The organism is Rhodococcus sp. BH4, from assembly GCF_002079265.1.
GTDB lineage: Bacteria > Actinomycetota > Actinomycetes > Mycobacteriales > Mycobacteriaceae > Rhodococcus_F > Rhodococcus_F qingshengii.
In genome coordinates, this window is record NZ_CP014941.1 from 4,693,800 (window position 1) to 4,710,989 (window position 17,190).

Sequence of the window (17,190 nt, forward strand, 5' to 3'; positions counted from 1 at the left end):
CATTGATTCCCGGGTCCCGAGAAAGGCACACCCTATGACCGACACGATGCATGCGAGCAAGCAGGAACTCATGGCCACCGCCGAGACGAAGATGCTCACCGAAGTAGCGACAGGTAGTTGGACTCTTCGACAGAAGATCGCACTGACCTGCCGGGCACTGTCGGACGCCGGCCACGACTCCGGCCTTGCCGGACAGATCTCCGCCCGCGGTGAGCAGCCAGGAACGTTTGTCACACAGCGACTCGGCCTCGGGTTCGACGAGATCACCGAGGACAACCTCCTGCTCGTCAACGAGGATCTCGAAGTCCTCGACGGGGAAGGCATGCCGAACCCCGCCAACAGGTTCCACAGTTGGATCTACCGCGCACGACCCGACGTCAACTGCATCGTCCACACACACCCGCTACATGCGACGGCGCTGTCGATGCTCGAGATTCCCCTCGTCGTCTCCCAAATGGACATCGCGCCGCTCTACGACGACTGCGCATTTCTCGCCGACTGGCCCGGGGTTCCCGTGGGAAACGAGGAGGGCGAGATCATTTCGGCTGCACTCGGCGACAAGCGGGCAATTCTGCTCGCCCACCACGGCCAACTCGTCGTCGGCAACACGGTCGAAGAGGCATGCTCTCTCGGGCATCTGATCGAGCGAGCGGCCAGACTGCAGTTGCTGGCGATGGCTGCCGGAGACATCAAGCCGCTACCGCCTCGCCTGGCGAAGGAGGCACACGATTGGACACTGACTCCTCGGCGCAGCGAGGCGAACTTCGCTTACTACGCCCGTCGCGCTCTCCGCAATCATCCCGACACACTGACCAACTGACTTTTGTTTCCCACCAACAGAACTGAGAGCCTCATGAGCAGCACCATCAAGGGAATCGTCGCCTATCCCATCACCCCGTTCGACCGGGACACCGGAGCATTCGACCCCAAGCCGCTACACACGCTCCTCGACAGCATGATCAGCAGTGGTGTCGACGCGATAGCCCCACTCGGCAGTACCGGCGAGAGCGCCTATCTCGACGATGCAGAGTGGGAGACGGTCGCTCGGGAGACTGTCGACTACGTCGACCGCCGAGTCCCCACCGTCGTCGGAGTGTCGGATCTGACGACGGCGGGAGCACTCCGCCGAGCATCGATCGCGGCAGACGCCGGAGCCGACGCAATGATGATCCTCCCCACGTCGTACTGGCATCTGGGTGAGCAGGAGATTCGTGAACACGTCACCGCGGTGGCCGATTCCGTCGACATTCCCACGATGATCTACAACAATCCGGCCACCACCGGGATCGACATGTCGCCGGAGTTTCTCGTCGATCTCGTCTCCACCGTCGACGGCATCACGATGATCAAGGAATCCACCGGCGACATCACCCGGATGAACCGCATCAACGAACTGAGCGGTGGCACGATCCCCTTCTTCAACGGCAGCAATCCTCTTGCACTGCAATCTTTCTCTGCCGGTGCAAGCGGATGGTGCACGGCAGCCCCGTGTCTGGCCCCCGAACAGGTGGTGCACTTCTGGCGTCTACTCGAATCCGGTGATCGGTCGGGTGCCGCCGCTGTGTTCGAACAGATCGAGCCGCTACTGAAGGTCCTCGTCAGTCGCGGACTGCCGTCGACGGTCAAAGCCGGGTTGGAATCTCTCGGCGTCGACGCCGGCCTTCCCCGCCGGCCCCTGCTGTCCCTCGACGACAACACCAGGACAGCTTTGTCCGACGCTCTGTCGGTGGCTCGCGGTGTAATCGTCGCGTCGTGACCTGACGTGGGAGTGGGTTCCGGCAAGATGGGATGCACACCGACCGAAGGAGGGGCACCATGTCCGTAGATTCACGGTCTGCGAGGATCGCCGTCACCGGCGCGACCGGTCATATCGGCGGACTGGTGGCCCGGTCGTTGGCCGACGCCGGTGTCCCGCAGCGGCTGATCGCACGGTCGGTCAACCGATTACCGCAGCTCCCCGGTGCCGATTCGGCCGAGACCACGTACGGGGATCAGGAGCGCGCTCTCGCGGCTCTGGCCGGAATCGACACCCTCTTCATGGTCTCGGCGGCCGAAAGCGCAGATCGCCTGGATCAGCACCGCACCTTCATCGACGCCGCAGCGGAGGCCGGGGTCAGGCACATCGTGTACACGTCTTTCCTCGGCGCTGCTCCGGACGCGACGTTCACGCTCGCTCGCGATCACTGGGTCACCGAAGAACATATCCGCGCTTCCGGGCTCGCATTCACCTTCCTGCGCGACAGCTTCTACCTCGATTTCCTACCCGCTCTCGCCGGTGAAGACGGTGTGATCCGCGGACCCGCAGGGGACGGTCTCGTCGGCGCGGTAGCGCGCTCCGACATTGCTGCCGTCGCTGTGTCGGTTCTGCAGGATCTGGATTCTCATGTCGGACAGACGTACAGCCTGACCGGACGGGAGGCACTGACGCTCTCCGAGGCCGCGAGCATCATCACCGAAGTCACCGGCAAGCGAACCACGTACGTCGAGGAAACGCTCGAGGAAGCTTACGAATCGCGGGCGTCGTACAACGCACCCGCTTGGGAACTCGACGCATGGGTGTCGACGTACACCGCAATCGCGCAGGGTGAATTGGCGCTGATCACGGGCACCGTGGAGGACCTTGTCGGCCGGCCTGCGCTCACGCTGCGTGAATTCCTCACAGCAGAAACCGCCTGATGCCACCACGCAAAGCAACCACGGCACGCAAGGCTGCCGCAAAGAAGGCTGCACCGCAGAAGGCTGCACCGCAGAAGGCTGCACCCAAGAGGAACACGACCAGAAAGACCGCCCCGAAGAAGACTGTCGCAAAGAAGAGCTCACGCGCGACGATGCCGGATGTGCCGACTGCCGGCCCTGGTGAGAGAGTCTGGCTCCTCGACGTTCCCTTTCGGACGCCGGCGCCTGGTGCGCAGTTCGTCAAGAAATGGAAGAGCTACGCGTGGGTCGGTACGGAGTTGCCCGTAGAACTCGCTCCATTCAAGGCACTCCCCTTCTCTTATCAGCAGTGGGTAGAGGACGACATCAATGACAGCACCGGTGAACGTCCCGTTGCTGCACCCAAAATTCCTCGGCCCGAGCAGGTTTCGGGGGCTGCAGCCGTCGTCGATGCCGCTCGCGCCGGCAAACGCGGATTTCTGTTGGCAGACAATGCAGGCCTGGGTAAGACGCTGATCGCAGTGATGTCTGCCAAGACGATTGCCGAGGAGCGTGGCGAAACCAACATCCTCGTCCTCGTCGATCGACCCGCACAGATCACCATTCCGCATTGGCGCTATTCCATCGCCTCGGTGGGCGACGGTGGATTCCGCTGGTTGATCATGTCGCCTGACCAATTGAAGAAGCTGATCGCGCGAAACGGCCGCCCCAAGTACACGTTCGGTGTGGTGATTGCCGACGAGGCCCAGCTGTACAGCAACGACACACAGCGCACGGCGGCATTCGAGAAGGTCGCGCGCTTTTCGAATGCTCACGAGCAAGCGCCGTTCGTCCTGTCCGTGACGGCAACACCGGGACACACGCCGGCCGACCAGCGTTACCTGGCACCGCTTTTCGCGCAGCTGCATTCAGAACCTTCGGAGTACTGGTCCGACCTGGGCGCCAGGCTGGTCGAGTCCGGCCTTCCGCTGGACAAGTCCTACGGGAAGTGGACGTGGAGCGCAGAGGCGAAGGAATCACCTACGCTGCAATCTCGCGCGCTCGAGACCGTGCGTGGGTGGATGTCGAACAGCAAACCGCCCTTGATGATTCATCGACCGACTCCGTGGGGACCTGTTCCGCTCGACGGTATGCCGATCGACCTCACCCATGCCCAGCGCGCCGAGTACGAGACGGAGTGGGCCGAGTACGCCTACGAAATGGGATTGGCCCGCAAGAGTCGCAACATCGCGCGCGGCCGTGCGCTGGTTCTGCGCTACCGACAGAAAGCGGGCATGATCCGCGCCGAGTCGACGGCCCAGTGGGCGCAGGCGCAGGTCAAGGCAGGCAAGCAGGTGTTGGTGGCCGTCGAATTCGTCTCCACGGCAGGTGATCCACTGGTCGAGATGATCGAAGACGCCGGGATCTCGGTGGCAAAACTGTTCGGCGCGGTGCCGGACAAGGAGGGTCAACGTCTGCGGTTTCAACGCGGGGACGCACCGGTCATCGTCTTCAATGTCACGACCTCGATCTCGCTCCATGCCAACGAAGCACTCCCGGACGGCACTCACGCGTCCCCGTTGCCACGGACGGGAATCTTTCATCAACCGCGCTACTCAGGGATCGCGGCAGAACAGACGTTCGGTCGGTCGCATCGCGACTACCAGACGTGCCCGTGGGTCATACCCTTCGGCGTGGGCACCAAGGAAGAGGACGTCGCCACGGTCATGTTGCGCAATCTCAATTCGGTCACAGGTCTGAAAGGTGGTGATCGATCCGGTCTGCGGTCGCTGTCCGAACTGCTCGGCGTCGAGTGGCTAGAGCCTGATGTCTTGACCTCGGAGGGTTGATCTTCCAACGACCGTCCAACGCGCACAAACGAACGGTTTCGGCGGTATGCCCCAATTCCACTCCACCAAAACCGAATTCGGCTGACCGCTTCATTCCTTTCGGGACCTTGGGACTCAGGTATCTGTGACCTGACGTGGCAGACTCTTCCGAGTCGAGGTGCACCAGCCTCGAAACAGTGCCGAGAATGCGAGGGGTCCGATGCGCAATATCTACCGGTCATTGATGCGCAATGTCGGCCATACACAATGGTTCTCGGATCTCGGCAAGGATCTGGTTCCGCTCGATCGAGCAGTGCAGAGAGTGTCGGGAGGCAAGCTCTCGCTGGTCGGAGAGAACACCGTGACTCAGCTACTGCTCACCACGACGGGCCGTAAGACCGGCCGTTCTCGAACCACGCCACTCCTGTACGCACCCGACGGCGATGCGTTTGTCGTCGTCGGTTCGAACTGGGGGCAGGATACGCATCCAGCATGGACACTCAATTTGATGGCAAATCCCACCGCGATCGTGACAGTGAAGGGCGTCGAAATACCGGTCGGTGCGAGTCTGGCGGAGGGCGCCACGCGTAAGAAACTGTGGGAGCTCGCGACCACCACGTGGCCGCCGTACGAAACCTACGCCGATCGAGCATTCGGGCGCCAGATCCGCGTATTTCGACTCCAACCTGTCAAATAACTGCTGCCGGGCGCAGGATGGGAAGGACCACCCTGCCGATCTCAGGAGCATTCGCGAATGTCCACAGCACTGACTCACGCAGAAGACACACAGATCACAGCTTCCAACGGGCGGATCGCACTGGAGCCGAACCCCCGCCGAATTCGAGCCTTCTTCGCTGGTCACGCCGTCGCAGACACCACTCGTTCGGTATACCTTTTCGAACGCGGCCGCCTGCCGATGTACTACATCCCCCTCGCGGACGTTCGTACCGAATTCCTCGTCCCGACGTCGACGACCACCCATTGCCCATGGAAAGGTGACGCCACCTACTGGACGATCGAGATCGGGGATCGCCGGGCCGAGGACGCCGTCTGGACCTACCCTGAACAGTTCGACGGTTCCCTGGATCTGAGTGAGTACGTCGCATTCTATTGGGATCGCATGGACGCCTGGTACGAGGAGGATCAACAGGTCTTTGTCCACGCCCGCGATCCATACGTACGTATCGACGCACTCCCCTCGTCCCGCCACGTCCAGGTTTTTGTCGGCGACGTACTGGTCGCCGAGACGAGACGACCCAGACTGCTCTTCGAAACCGGACTGCCCACGCGGTACTACATTCCGAGAATCGACGTTCACAGCGAGTACTTTGCGCCGTCCCCGACCACCACGGCCTGCCCCTACAAGGGCACTGCGTCGTATCTGTCGTTCACCGGCACAACCGAACTCGCTCCGATCGAGGATCTGGCGTGGTTCTATCCGTTCACTACCGCCGAAGCGTCCGGGATCGACGACCACGTGTCGTTCTATCCCGAACGCGTCGGCAAGATCCTGGTGGACGGTGCCGAAATCTGAAAGGTGCTGGAGCCGAGAAGGTGTGGGTGCCTACCCCACTGCAACAGGGGATTGCGGGATTCGCAGTTCAGCCGTCTCCAGTCGGCGATCATGCACCCACACCATCGCCGTTGCAACGGAGAAGACCAACCCAGCGATGCATACTCCGTTCCAGCCGTACGACTTCCACACCACTGACCCCACCGCCGAGCCCACGGCAGCACCGACGAAGTAGGTGGTCATGTACACGGAATTCACACGCGAACGCGCTTCGGGGACAAGGGCGTAGATCACGTTCTGGTTGCTGACGTGCACTCCCTGCAGCGCGAGGTCGGCAAGGACGATGGCAACGAGAAACCACACCACGTGGGTGGCACCGGCGACAAAGGGAAGCCACGACACCAAGAGAATCGCGATGGCGCCGCCGGTCGCCAGCTGACCCAATCCCCGATCGGCCAGTCTGCCCGCCACCGTCGCCATCAAAGCTCCCGCCACACCGAGTAGTCCGACCAAGCCGATTTGAGTGTCGCTGTAGCCGAATTCGCCGGACAGAAGAAAGGCCATCGTCGTGAAGACGGTGCTGACAGCAGCAAAAGCCAGTCCGCCCATGGCCGATCGGGTTCTCAGGCGCGGCAAGGTCGCAGCCAACTTCCCTACCGAAGCGAGCGTTGCGCGGTAGCTTGCCTTCGGGCGATCTGCGGAATCGGAAGGCAGAGATCGCCACAATGCCACGGCCATCACCACCATCAGCACCGCCGCAACCTTGTATACCGTCGACCAACCTCCCAGTCCGGAGAGGACGCCGGCAACGCTGCGCGCCAGCAGGATTCCGATCAGCAGTCCGCTCATGATCGTGCCGACCACCTGACCGGACCTCTCAGGTTCGGCCAGTGAGGCGGCAAACGGAATGAGCACCTGGGCGGCGACCGAAAAGACGCCAGCGACAGCGATTCCCACTGCCAGCGTGGCAAAGTTGGGCGCAAATCCGCTGACCGCTTGACCGGTCGCCGCCAGCAGCATGAGCCCTACCGTCAGCTTGCGTCGGTCCACCATGTCGCCCACCGGAACCAGAAGTATCAATCCGAGTGCATACGCGACCTGCGCGATGGTCACCGTCGCGGCCGCTGCGGAGGCCGACACATTCAGGTGATCTGCGATGGAATCGAGGAGTGGCTGGTTGAAATAGTTACCGCCCGCGCACAGGCCCGTCGCCGCAGCCATCAGCAGCACTATCGGTAGTCCGAGCCTCGGACGCGCGTCGCTTGAAATCATGTCGTCAAGCATGACCGCCTACACCGACGCGCGTCCAATAGATAGATATGCATGATCTATCTCCAGAAACGATAGATTGGTGTAATGGAACTACGTCACATCCGCTACGCCCTGGCAGTCGCGGAAGACAGACACTTCAGCCGAGCAGCGTCGCGGTTGCACGTTTCCCAGTCCGCCTTGAGTGCCCAGATCAGAGACCTCGAAAAGGAACTGGGAGTCGAATTGTTCAACCGGAACAGCCGAAACGTCGGCCTGACTGCTGCAGGCGAGGTTTTTGTCGCCCGCTCCCGCGAGGTACTCGGCGCCGTGTCGAGACTCGTCAGTGATGTCTCGGCACGGAGCAACGAGCAAGTGCGGTTGACGGTCGGCACCATCACCTCGGCGGGGCGCGTCGACGTCGGACGCGCCCTGGCAGATCTGACACGGCGCCACCCTGCAATCAACATCACCGCGCGACCGTACGGCAGTGAAGTAGTTATCGAGGGAGTCCGGTCCGGTGCAATCGACGTCGGCATTGTCGGATTGGCCGCAGGTCGCCTACCCAAGAGCTTTGCCGCCGCACCGCTGTGGAGTGAACCCACCGCAGCGTTCGTTGCTCCCGACCATCCCTTTGCCCAGGCTTCGTCGATCAGGCTCGAAGACCTACGCGATCACACTCTCGTGGACTTCGCCTCCGGCAGCGAGGCCCGTGTCCAAACCGACCAAGCCTTCGCCGAATCACAGGTCCCTCGGGGAAAAACACTTGAAGCCAACTCGGTAGACCTGATCTGTTCACTGACCGCCAACGGCCTGGGCGTAGGTTTGCTCCCCCAGTCCATGAGCGCCCTGCACCCCGAATTGGTCTGCATTCCGATCACCGATGCGCCGCATCGGATCGTCCACGCAATCACCGAACCCACCCATTCGTCGGCGCTCGCCCGCGAGTTCGTCGAACTACTCGCAGCGCAGTTCGCTACTTGAGCAGTTTCGACATTCGCCTGTCCGCCAACGGTTTACCGCCGGTCTGGCACGTCGCGCAGTATTGAAAAGAGCGCTCCGCGAACGACACTTCGCGTACGACGTCACCGCACACCGGGCACGGAAGTCCGGTACGAGCATGCACTCGCATCCCCGAGCGTTTCTCACCTTTGAGCCGGGCCGCGTCCTGACCTTCCGAACGCTCGATCGCGTCGGCCAGCGTGGATCGCATCACGGCATACAACGTCGAAATCTGATCCGGCGTCAGCCGCGACGAGGTCGCGAAAGGCGAGAGTTTCGCGGTGTGGAGGATCTCGTCCGAGTAGGCGTTCCCGATACCGGCGATCAACGACTGCTCGACTATCGAGTTCTTGATCCGCGCCGACGTTCCGCCCAGAATCTGTGCGAACTCGGCTTCGGTCACAGCCATCGCGTCCGGCCCCAACCGGGCGATGCCCGGAACCTCCTGCGGATCGTTCACGACCCAGACGGCGAGGCGTTTCTTGGTGCCGGCTTCGGTGAGATCGAATGCCGGCGTCAACCCTTCGGGTGTGAAGAAATGAACGCGCAGCGCCAACGGCCCCTTCCCCGGCTTCGGCGGCGTCGCCGATGGATTGTCCAGCCAGCGCATCCAGCCGGCACGGGAGAGATGCGTGACCAACCACAACCCGTCGCAATCCAGAGCCAGATGCTTCCCGAAGCGGGCGGCGCCCGTGACGTCACGCCCCTGCAGAGCGGTGATCGGCGGATCGAAGGTCTTGAGCACACTCAATGCAGCGATGTCGACGCGTCCCACCACTGCGCCGACCGCGTGCTGACGAAGGAACCCTGCCAGCGCTTCCACCTCGGGTAGTTCAGGCATGGCAACAGACTAACGCCGACCACGGACACTCACAGCGCGCTCAGTCCGTTTCCGTCTGCAGCACCACCGAATGCCCACCGCGTGCCTTCGCGGAGTACATCGCCCGATCCGCTCGCCGCAGCAGAGTCGGGTAGGCGACCAGCGCATCATCCGCTGATTCGAAAGGCCCTGCGATCTTCGCGATTCCGACGCTCATCGCCACCTCGGGATGATCGGGCGAGGTGATCGTCGAACGGAGTAGCTCATGTTCGAGTCGATGGAACGAGCGTTGATCGACCGAATCGACGATGACGAACTCGTCGCCGCCTATCCGTGCGATCAAGGCCGCCGGGCCGGCGCATTCGACCAGTCTCGATCCGACTTTTTCGATCACGGCGTCACCGACGGTATGTCCGTACTCGTCGTTGATGGCCTTGAATCGATTGATGTCGACGGCGGCGACTACCAAGAGCGCCGAGTGCGTGTACGACCGCTCCAGCAACAGTCGTACTTCGTCGGCCAGTCCCCTCCTGTTGAGCAGTCCCGTCAGTGGGTCCAATTGCGAGTTCAACGCGTCGGTGCCGAGGATCGAGAAAATGAACTGACAGGCAAAGGGAATCACGTAGATTGCCGCGCCGACCAGTACTACCAACGCGACCAGAACCGGAACATCCACATCGTTTTCGACCACGGCCGTACGTGTCACGATGCCGATGACCACGACGAACACCCACAACATGTGAAGGCTCTGTATTCGAGCATTGTGGAAGAACGCGATGTATCCGCCGATCACCGAGAACATCACGGCGTGTGCCAGTGCTGCAAGTGGATTGGAGTACAGCAGCATTGCGGCCGCTATTCCCACTTCCGAGTAGAGCACAAAGGCGTAAGACCAGGAACGGGAGAGATTTCGCCTCGTCGAGAGGGCGACGGCCATCATCACGGTTATGACCATGATGGCTGCGTTCGCGGAGCGCGCGTGCGCAGTGGTCGGTCCCTGTGGACTGAAGCGAGTGAGGAACATGATCACGGTGACCAGTACCAACGAGCAGACGACGAGAAACCGCGAGGCGACGGTCAACCCTTTGTCCGCGAGATAGCGATTGAAGGTGTCGAATTGGTCCGGACGCCGATACCAATCGACAAGTTGAGAAGAGATCAGCCGGAACGCGGGACCCGAGAGCGGTCGTCGAGACGCCACGGCGTCCGAACGCTCAACACTCTCGGCAGATTCCATAGTGTCAGGGTAATCCAGTCAACTCCCCGCAATCAGACAATTTTCACTGTTTGCCGTCCCACATCACAACCTGATCGCCGCCGGCGGCCTTCGCGCGGTACATCGAGGCATCGGCTACTCGAAACAGTTCCGTCAACTCCTCGTCGGAAATAATCGACGACCATTCGGCAGAGGTGATCGCGACTCCGACGCTGGTGGTCACTACCGGATCACGATCGTCGATTCGCAAGTGCCTTCGCAGATTGTCTTCGAACGCAGGCGCTGCGCCGACGTCTATCGTGTCTACCAACACGAACTCGTCCCCACCGAATCTGGCGAAGAGCGCCTTCTCGCCGCCGCACCACCGCAGTCGATCAGCAATCTGGCGAAGTACGAGATCGCCTTCCTCGTGCCCCTGTGAGTCGTTGACGCTCTTGAACGAATCGACATCGACAATCGCGACGACATACGACGACTTGCTCGACGCATGCCCCGTCGCCCCCATTTCGACAACAGCTCGCTGCAGCCCGCGCCGATTCAGAAGCCCTGTCAACGGATCCACATCCGAACTGTCCGCGTCGGAGCCGAGAAGTGAGAGGACGAACTGGCAGGCGAACGGAATGACCACGATCCCGGTGGCGATGATCAGACACAGTGCGGTGGCCAACGCAGGATCCGCGAAGACCGCAACCTTTCGGCCGACCACTGCCAGAACCACGATGGACAGCGCGATGTGAACCGCCTGGAGTCTCGCGTTGTGAAAGTACGCGATGTAACCACCGATCAGTACGAAGAGCACACACTGGATCAACCCGATGAAAGGGTCGTTGTTCAAGAACACACCGACGAATACGCCGACCTCGCAGTAGGCGACAAAGAAGTACGACCACCGACGCGTGATTTCGGGCAGAAGGCAGAAGAGCACGATCACCGCAATCGTGACGGCGATGATAACGGCGTTGACGACGCTGGTGACGTGGTTGTGCACGCCCGCGTCGCTGAAGCGCAGCAGAGTCATCGCAATGATGACCGTCGTCAGCGAGCCGATGACCAGCAATCGGACAGCTAGCTCCAGGCCCTTCGTGGCGAGGTATCGATTGAAACTGTCGAATTGATCAGGACGCCGATACCACTGAACCAGAAGGTCGAAAGCCGACTTCACAGCAGATTTTTCACGGCCACGCGGCGCGGGCAGAATCGACTGCAGTCGGTCCTGCCCGAACGATGTCATGCGCAGATCATAGGTGCGCAGACCGTCGTTCGGGATCAAGAGTGCAGGATCGAGGCGGCAAATTCAGGGTCGGTTGTCAGCGCCGAACGAGGTACGTATCCATGATCCAACCGTGCTTCTCACGCAACTCCGCCCGGCGAGCGACGATCTGATCTTCGACGTCACGCAGTTTGCCGGAAATCAACTCCTCGTCCGGGGTCCCGAGGTACGCGCCCCACCAGATCTCGGCGTCGTTTTCGCTTACCTGAGTGAAGGTGCAATGCGCGTCGAGCATCACGACGGCATTGTCCACGCCGTCGGGCAATCCCTCGGCCAGTTTGCGGCCGGTCGTGATGTGGATGGGTTCGCCGATTCGGTTGAGGACGATTCGGTGTTGTGCAGCCAGCGACTGCACGCTGGTGATTCCCGGGATGACGGAGTAGTCGAACGAAACTCTCCCGCGAGCGAGCACGCGCTCGACGATCCGCAGAGTGCTGTCGTAGAGGGAGGGATCACCCCAGACGAGAATCGCGCCGACGCCAGGTTCGGCCGCGAATTCCGCTTCGAATTTCGCGGCCCGACGCTCGTGCCAGTCCTCGACGACTCCCTCGTAATCGGTGGGGGTTCGGTCCCGCGGCGGGTCCGTGATCTCGACCACCTTGTAGTCGAGGTGAACGTGCTCGTCGAGAATGCCGGTGCGCAAGTCGACCAGGGCCTGCTTCTCGTCACCCTTTCCGATGATGAAGAAGGTATCGGCCCTGTTCATGGCCTTGATCGCCTGAACCGTCACCTGGTCGGGATCACCAGCACCGATACCGATCACCAAGAGTTCGCGCATGTGCCGAGGCTATATTGCCGTGCGCCTTTATTAACCGCCGGAGGTTAATAAAGGCGCACAGCAGGGCAGGCCCTAGACTGATTCCCGTGACTGTCTCCACTGCTTACGAAGACCTCCTCCGGCTCGTCATGGAGACGGGTACCGCCAAATCCGATCGAACCGGAACCGGCACCCGCAGCATCTTCGGTCACCAGATGCGTTTCGATCTTGCCGACGGCTTTCCGCTCGTCACCACCAAGAAGGTCCACCTCAAGTCGATAGTCAACGAACTCCTGTGGTTCCTGCGCGGCGACTCCAACGTGGCGTGGCTGCACGAGCACGGCGTCTCCATCTGGGACGAGTGGGCCGACGAGAACGGTGAACTCGGCCCCGTCTACGGCGTCCAGTGGCGTAGCTGGCCCACCCCTTCGGGCGAGCACATCGACCAGATCGCGCAGACCGTCGAGACTCTGCGCTCCAACCCCGATTCGCGGCGGATCATCGTTTCGGCGTGGAACGTCGCCGACATTCCGCAGATGGCCCTGGCGCCGTGCCACGCTTTCTTCCAGTTCTACGTCGCCGACGGCAAGCTCTCCTGCCAGCTGTACCAGCGCAGCGCCGACATGTTCCTCGGCGTTCCGTTCAACATCGCCAGCTACGCGCTGCTCACCCACATGATGGCCCAGCAGGCCGGACTCGACGTCGGCGAGTTCGTCTGGACCGGCGGCGACTGCCACATCTACGACAATCACGTCGACCAGGTGACCGAGCAGCTCGGCCGCGAACCGCTGCCGTTGCCGACCCTGAAGCTGAACAAGCGCGACTCCATCTTCGACTACACCTTCGAGGACGTGGAGATCGTCGACTATCAGCACCACCCCGCGATCAAAGCCCCGGTAGCGGTCTGACGATGACCGATCGCACAGTCACCCTCATCTGGGCGCAGGCCCACGGCGGCGTCATCGGCGCCGACAACTCGATCCCGTGGCGCGTGTCCGAGGACATGGCTTACTTCAAACGCGTCACCATGGGCCATCCGGTAATCATGGGGCGGCGCACCTGGGACTCCATTCCATCGAAGTTCCGTCCGTTCAGCGGGCGTCGGAACATCGTCGTCACACGCGATCCGCAATGGCACGCCGAAGGCGCCGAGGTAGTCCACAGGCTGGACGACGCCCTGGCGTTGCCGGACGGTGACGTCTTCGTCGTCGGCGGCGGGCAAATTTATTCGGCTGCACTGCCATTCGCGACGCATCTACTGGTGACCGAGATCGACCTCGACATCGCCGGTGATGCTTTTGCTCCCGAGATCGGCCCCGAATGGAACCTGAAATCCGACGAGCCCTGGCAGACCTCGGAGAAGAGCGGCCTGCGCTTCCGCTGGTTGGAGTACACGCGCTGACCGACTTCCGCCGATAACGAGGCACCTCGCGAGTGAGTCGGTCATACTCCAAGAAGGACATTCACCGCTTCCGAGAGGTCTTCGATGGACAAGAAGTCACTGACCGCTCTCGCTCGCCAACAGTTGAAACTGGCGGGCTCGGCGACCAGCGGTCGCAGTTCACAAACCGTCTACGGTGGCCACCAGCGCAGCCTGCGACAGACGGTGATCGCCCTGAGCGCCGGCAAGAGCCTCGCCGAACACGACAGTCCGGGCGAAGCCACGTTGTTGGTCCTGAGCGGGAAGCTGAATCTTGTGTGTGGGAGTGACCAGTGGAAAGGATCCACGGGTGATTTCCTGACCGTCCCGGCCGACCGGCACAGCGTCGAAGCGCTCGAAGACGTTGCATTTCTACTGACCGTCGCCATGAAGGGCTGAAATCGGTAGCGTCTTCCGCGTGAGCGAAACCGTGATCGAAGTGTCCGTCGTCGCAGCCCCGTCCGTACTCTGGCCCGCGCTGCGCGACCCGTCGCTGATTCGACGTTGGTTCGGCTGGGAGTACGACGGACTCGACGACGAAATCAACCAGATCTACTCCACCGCTGAGGCCGACCCCGAAGCGTTGACGCTGAAACTCGGAAACGGTGACCGTTTCTCACTTCGCGAACAGGACGGCAAGACGGTCGTCCGCATCGATCGGCCGGCCAAATCTGCCGACGACGACTGGTACGACGACATCACCGAGGGCTGGACGACATTCCTCCAGTTGCTCAGATTCGCAGTGGAGCACCACGGACTGGCCGAGCGTAAAACCATTTATCTCGACGGCCTTCTGCTCCCCGGTGAGAACGTGGCAAGCGTCCTCGGGCTCACCGAAATCGAATTGGAAGCGGGAAGTCGGTACGCGGTGACAATCGCTCCCGGCGACTATTTCGAAGGCGTCGTCGACTACGTCACTGACCACCAATTCGGGTTGACAGTCGAGGATCTCGGCCCTGGCCTGCTGTCTGTCGCCACCCAGTCGGTGACGGCGCAGCGGCCCGACGGAGGCATGTCCATCCTGCTGACCACCTACGACCTGAGCGATGACGAGTTCGACGAGATCAAGCATCACTGGTCGTCGTGGTGGGAAGGTCGCCGCCAGGAGAGCTGACGTTCGGTGAGGCGATATGCTTCGACCATGGTCGAAGCTTCGGGTCACAGTCCGGCACGTACGTTCGGCGAGTTGCTCGACCGCCTGGGCGATTCCAATGCCGACATACCGACACTCCACCGCCTGCTCGAGGCGGTCCTGGTGGTCGGCTCCGGCCTGGACCTCGACCTGACGCTTCAACGGATCATCACCTCTGCGACAACGGTTCTGGATTGCCGCTACGGCGCCCTGGGGGTCGCGGCGCCGGGGGGCGGGCTCTCGGAATTCGTGTACGAGGGAATCTCCGGGTCCCAACGCGCGACCATGGGACATTTCCCCGAAGGTCATGGCGTGCTGGGTGTTCTGATGAATCACCCGCAGACTTTGCGTGTGGCCCATCTCGGCGACCATCCCGAATCGGTGGGATTCCCCGCAAATCATCCACCGATGGAGAGCTTCCTCGGAGCGCCGATCATGATGCGGGGAAAGGTGTTCGGAAGCATCTACCTGACCGAGAAACGGGGACAGGCCGAGTTCACCCAGGAAGACGAGGTCATTCTCGAAGCCCTCGCCATCGCAGCCGGTATCGCTGTGGAAAACGCCCGACTGTTCGAGCAGTCACGAACTCGTGAAAGATGGCTCACCGCAACATCTGCCATCCGCTCGCGGTTGCTGGCCGGTGACTCGCTCGAGGACGGCCTGCAACTTCTTGCCAGTCGCGTTCGGGACCTGACCGGCGTCGACGACGTGATCGTGGTGATCTGCGAGAACGGCTACGCACAGGTTCACGCCGCGGCCAGCGCCCGGACCACGTCACGTGGAGTCAGAATCCCGGCGACCACTTATCCGTTCGACGTGGTGCGGAGCAGTCGAAAGCTACAGGTACTCAACACTTTAGGCGCACTCACCGAACTGGTGCCGTCGGCTGGGAGTGCGGTCGTGGCACCGATGTGCGTCGCCTCGGGTGTAGTCGGCGCGGTCATCGTGGCGTCGAATTCCACCAACACGCACTGGGATCACGACGAACTGACCCGGATCGAGTCGATGGCCGAACTCGGCTCCGTTGCAATCGAGTTCGACGAGAAACAAAAGGCGCAACGCCTGTTGTCCGTTCTCGCCGACCGCGACCGCATCGCACGAGACCTGCACGACAACGTCATCCAGCGACTGTTCGCGAGCGGAATGAGCCTGCAGAGCACGCTTCCGGACGAGACCCTCCCGGAGTCGGCGCGCGCGATTGTCAAACGATCTCTCGAACAGCTCGACAAGACAGTCCGCGAGATTCGGACAACCATCTTCGATCTGCAGACTCCGACGGCCACCGATTCGTCGAGCCTGCGCCGACGCCTCCTCGATGTCATCGGCGACGCCACCGCACAGTCCGCGGTGACCCCGAGCGTCCAATTCTCCGGCGCCATCGACACTTTGGTGAATCCCGGGATCCACCAGCACGCCGAAGCCGTGCTGCGTGAGGGGTTGAGCAACGTCCTTCGGCATGCACACGCACGCCACATCACCATCGCTGTCACCGCGGACGTCCAATTTGCGATCACGATCGAGGACGACGGCGTCGGACTCCCCTCCGACTTCCACAAGAGTGGACTGCACAATCTGGAGCGCCGCGCCGAACATTGCGGCGGTACGTGCACGATCGTCAATCACGATCCGAGCGGTGCACGCCTGCTCTGGCGAGTACCGCTCGGTCGAACCAACTCGAATCGACCGAAATCCGGTCGTTAGATCCTAGCGACTGCCGCTACGGATTTCGGTCGCCAGCACCGCAGCCTGAGTACGACGCTGCATGCCCAGCTTCGAGAGCAGACGCGTCACGTAGTTCTTGACCGTCTTCTCCGCGAGGAACAATCGCGCGCCGATCTCCCGGTTGGTGAGCCCTTCTCCGATGAGGTCGAAGACTGCTCGCTCCTGATCGGAAAGTTCGGCCAACGGATCAGCTGTACGGTCGCTGCGGATCCGCTGCATCAGCGCCTCGGTTGCACGACTGTCGAGCAGTGAACCGCCGCGCCCGACTGTGCGGACTGCAGCGACCAGATCGGTTCCGAGAATCTGCTTGAGGACGAATCCCGAGGCGCCCGCCATGATCGCGTCGAGCAACGCCTCGTCATCGGCGTACGACGTGAGCATCAGGCAGCGGAGGTCGGGAAGCATCGAGCGGAGTTCTCGGCACAGTTCGACGCCGTTGCCGTCAGGCAGGCGTACGTCCAGGACAGCGACGTCGGCGTTGCTCTGCGGTACCGCAGCCAGCGCTTCCCCCACGGACGCCGCCTCGCCCACCACCACGAAGTCCTCGACCCCACCGAGTAGGTCGAACAATCCGCGTCTGACGATCTCGTGATCGTCGACCAGGAATATCCGCGTTGTCATCGAACC

General features: G+C 61.8%; 18 protein-coding genes. 12 read left to right on the forward strand and 6 right to left on the reverse strand.

What is annotated here, in order from left to right; all coding sequences use genetic code 11:
* Window positions 1-34: 34 nt before the first annotated feature.
* The 6 genes from A0W34_RS21485 to A0W34_RS21510 all read left to right on the forward strand — a co-directional run bounded on the left by A0W34_RS21485 (window position 35) and on the right by A0W34_RS21510 (window position 5,997).
* Window positions 35-820 carry an aldolase gene (locus A0W34_RS21485; protein WP_063315946.1) on the forward strand — a complete coding sequence of 262 codons (786 nt, stop codon included), beginning with the start codon at window positions 35-37 and terminating at the stop codon, window positions 818-820.
* A 33-nt stretch (window positions 821-853) separates the two neighbouring features.
* Complete coding sequence (locus A0W34_RS21490) at window positions 854-1,756, forward strand: dihydrodipicolinate synthase family protein (RefSeq protein WP_064687551.1); 903 nt, start codon at window positions 854-856, stop codon at window positions 1,754-1,756.
* Window positions 1,757-1,815: 59 nt separating this feature from the next.
* Window positions 1,816-2,676 carry an SDR family oxidoreductase gene (locus A0W34_RS21495; protein ID WP_081558244.1) on the forward strand — a complete coding sequence of 287 codons (861 nt, stop codon included), beginning with the start codon at window positions 1,816-1,818 and terminating at the stop codon, window positions 2,674-2,676.
* On the forward strand, window positions 2,676-4,484 hold the full coding sequence (locus tag A0W34_RS21500) for a DEAD/DEAH box helicase family protein (protein WP_081558245.1): 1,809 nt from the start codon (window positions 2,676-2,678) through the stop codon (window positions 4,482-4,484). Before A0W34_RS21495 ends, A0W34_RS21500 begins: the two co-directional genes overlap by 1 nt.
* Window positions 4,485-4,683: 199 nt before the next feature.
* Window positions 4,684-5,160: a nitroreductase/quinone reductase family protein gene (locus A0W34_RS21505; protein WP_003946395.1), complete on the forward strand. Its 477-nt coding sequence runs from the start codon at window positions 4,684-4,686 to the stop codon at window positions 5,158-5,160.
* Between the two features lie 57 nt (window positions 5,161-5,217).
* Window positions 5,218-5,997 carry a DUF427 domain-containing protein gene (locus A0W34_RS21510; RefSeq protein WP_042449057.1) on the forward strand — a complete coding sequence of 260 codons (780 nt, stop codon included), beginning with the start codon at window positions 5,218-5,220 and terminating at the stop codon, window positions 5,995-5,997.
* Window positions 5,998-6,027: 30 nt separating this feature from the next.
* Here the strand turns inward: A0W34_RS21510 and A0W34_RS21515 are convergent, their stop codons facing one another.
* Window positions 6,028-7,260: an MFS transporter gene (locus tag A0W34_RS21515; RefSeq protein WP_030534893.1), complete on the reverse strand. Its 1,233-nt coding sequence runs from the start codon at window positions 7,258-7,260 to the stop codon at window positions 6,028-6,030.
* 72 nt (window positions 7,261-7,332) lie between these two features.
* On the opposite strand from A0W34_RS21515, the gene A0W34_RS21520 reads away from it, so the two are divergent.
* Window positions 7,333-8,208, forward strand: a complete 876-nt coding sequence (locus A0W34_RS21520) for a LysR family transcriptional regulator (protein WP_007727651.1) — start codon at window positions 7,333-7,335, stop codon at window positions 8,206-8,208.
* Here the strand turns inward: A0W34_RS21520 and A0W34_RS21525 are convergent.
* The 4 genes from A0W34_RS21525 to cobF form a co-directional block, all read right to left on the reverse strand.
* Window positions 8,201-9,067: an Fpg/Nei family DNA glycosylase gene (locus A0W34_RS21525; RefSeq protein ID WP_007727653.1), complete on the reverse strand. Its 867-nt coding sequence runs from the start codon at window positions 9,065-9,067 to the stop codon at window positions 8,201-8,203. The genes A0W34_RS21520 and A0W34_RS21525 overlap by 8 nt on opposite strands.
* A 40-nt stretch (window positions 9,068-9,107) precedes the next feature.
* Window positions 9,108-10,283, reverse strand: coding sequence for a GGDEF domain-containing protein (locus A0W34_RS21530; protein ID WP_081558246.1), 1,176 nt, complete (start codon window positions 10,281-10,283; stop codon window positions 9,108-9,110).
* A gap of 43 nt (window positions 10,284-10,326) precedes the next feature.
* Complete coding sequence (locus A0W34_RS21535; protein WP_232329900.1) at window positions 10,327-11,493, reverse strand: GGDEF domain-containing protein; 1,167 nt, start codon at window positions 11,491-11,493, stop codon at window positions 10,327-10,329.
* 76 nt (window positions 11,494-11,569) lie between these two features.
* Entirely contained in the window at window positions 11,570-12,310 is a 741-nt protein-coding gene (gene cobF, locus A0W34_RS21540) for a precorrin-6A synthase (deacetylating) (protein ID WP_042921340.1), read from the reverse strand.
* A gap of 86 nt (window positions 12,311-12,396) precedes the next feature.
* Between cobF and A0W34_RS21545 the strand changes: the two genes are divergently transcribed.
* The 5 genes from A0W34_RS21545 to A0W34_RS21565 all read left to right on the forward strand — a co-directional run bounded on the left by A0W34_RS21545 (window position 12,397) and on the right by A0W34_RS21565 (window position 16,542).
* Window positions 12,397-13,197 carry a thymidylate synthase gene (locus A0W34_RS21545; protein WP_007727661.1) on the forward strand — a complete coding sequence of 267 codons (801 nt, stop codon included), beginning with the start codon at window positions 12,397-12,399 and terminating at the stop codon, window positions 13,195-13,197.
* A 2-nt stretch (window positions 13,198-13,199) separates the two neighbouring features.
* Window positions 13,200-13,691 carry a dihydrofolate reductase gene (locus A0W34_RS21550; RefSeq protein WP_047272583.1) on the forward strand — a complete coding sequence of 164 codons (492 nt, stop codon included), beginning with the start codon at window positions 13,200-13,202 and terminating at the stop codon, window positions 13,689-13,691.
* Window positions 13,692-13,775: 84 nt separating this feature from the next.
* Window positions 13,776-14,108, forward strand: a complete 333-nt coding sequence (locus A0W34_RS21555) for a cupin domain-containing protein (RefSeq protein WP_003946336.1) — start codon at window positions 13,776-13,778, stop codon at window positions 14,106-14,108.
* Between the two features lie 19 nt (window positions 14,109-14,127).
* The gene (locus A0W34_RS21560) at window positions 14,128-14,823 is read left to right on the forward strand and encodes a hypothetical protein (RefSeq protein WP_030534897.1); all 696 of its coding nucleotides are present in this window, start codon (window positions 14,128-14,130) and stop codon (window positions 14,821-14,823) included.
* A 27-nt stretch (window positions 14,824-14,850) separates the two neighbouring features.
* Window positions 14,851-16,542 (forward strand): sensor histidine kinase, encoded by a 1,692-nt coding sequence (locus A0W34_RS21565; RefSeq protein WP_081558248.1) that lies wholly within the window; start codon window positions 14,851-14,853, stop codon window positions 16,540-16,542.
* A 3-nt stretch (window positions 16,543-16,545) separates the two neighbouring features.
* On the opposite strand, the gene A0W34_RS21570 is transcribed toward A0W34_RS21565, so the two are convergent.
* On the reverse strand, window positions 16,546-17,184 hold the full coding sequence (locus A0W34_RS21570) for a response regulator (protein ID WP_003946380.1): 639 nt from the start codon (window positions 17,182-17,184) through the stop codon (window positions 16,546-16,548).
* Between the last annotated feature and the right edge of the window lie 6 nt (window positions 17,185-17,190).

Coding starts and splice junctions, on each gene's coding strand:
- A0W34_RS21485 (WP_063315946.1), top strand. CDS start 35: ATGACCGACACGATGCATGCGAGCAAGCAGGAACTCATGGCCACCGCC.
- A0W34_RS21490 (WP_064687551.1), top strand. CDS start 854: ATGAGCAGCACCATCAAGGGAATCGTCGCCTATCCCATCACCCCGTTC.
- A0W34_RS21495 (WP_081558244.1), top strand. CDS start 1,816: ATGTCCGTAGATTCACGGTCTGCGAGGATCGCCGTCACCGGCGCGACC.
- A0W34_RS21500 (WP_081558245.1), top strand. CDS start 2,676: ATGCCACCACGCAAAGCAACCACGGCACGCAAGGCTGCCGCAAAGAAG.
- A0W34_RS21505 (WP_003946395.1), top strand. CDS start 4,684: ATGCGCAATATCTACCGGTCATTGATGCGCAATGTCGGCCATACACAA.
- A0W34_RS21510 (WP_042449057.1), top strand. CDS start 5,218: ATGTCCACAGCACTGACTCACGCAGAAGACACACAGATCACAGCTTCC.
- A0W34_RS21515 (WP_030534893.1), bottom strand. CDS start 7,260: ATGCTTGACGACATGATTTCAAGCGACGCGCGTCCGAGGCTCGGACTA.
- A0W34_RS21520 (WP_007727651.1), top strand. CDS start 7,333: ATGGAACTACGTCACATCCGCTACGCCCTGGCAGTCGCGGAAGACAGA.
- A0W34_RS21525 (WP_007727653.1), bottom strand. CDS start 9,067: ATGCCTGAACTACCCGAGGTGGAAGCGCTGGCAGGGTTCCTTCGTCAG.
- A0W34_RS21530 (WP_081558246.1), bottom strand. CDS start 10,283: ATGGAATCTGCCGAGAGTGTTGAGCGTTCGGACGCCGTGGCGTCTCGA.
- A0W34_RS21535 (WP_232329900.1), bottom strand. CDS start 11,493: ATGACATCGTTCGGGCAGGACCGACTGCAGTCGATTCTGCCCGCGCCG.
- cobF (WP_042921340.1), bottom strand. CDS start 12,310: ATGCGCGAACTCTTGGTGATCGGTATCGGTGCTGGTGATCCCGACCAG.
- A0W34_RS21550 (WP_047272583.1), top strand. CDS start 13,200: ATGACCGATCGCACAGTCACCCTCATCTGGGCGCAGGCCCACGGCGGC.
- A0W34_RS21555 (WP_003946336.1), top strand. CDS start 13,776: ATGGACAAGAAGTCACTGACCGCTCTCGCTCGCCAACAGTTGAAACTG.
- A0W34_RS21565 (WP_081558248.1), top strand. CDS start 14,851: ATGGTCGAAGCTTCGGGTCACAGTCCGGCACGTACGTTCGGCGAGTTG.
- A0W34_RS21570 (WP_003946380.1), bottom strand. CDS start 17,184: ATGACAACGCGGATATTCCTGGTCGACGATCACGAGATCGTCAGACGC.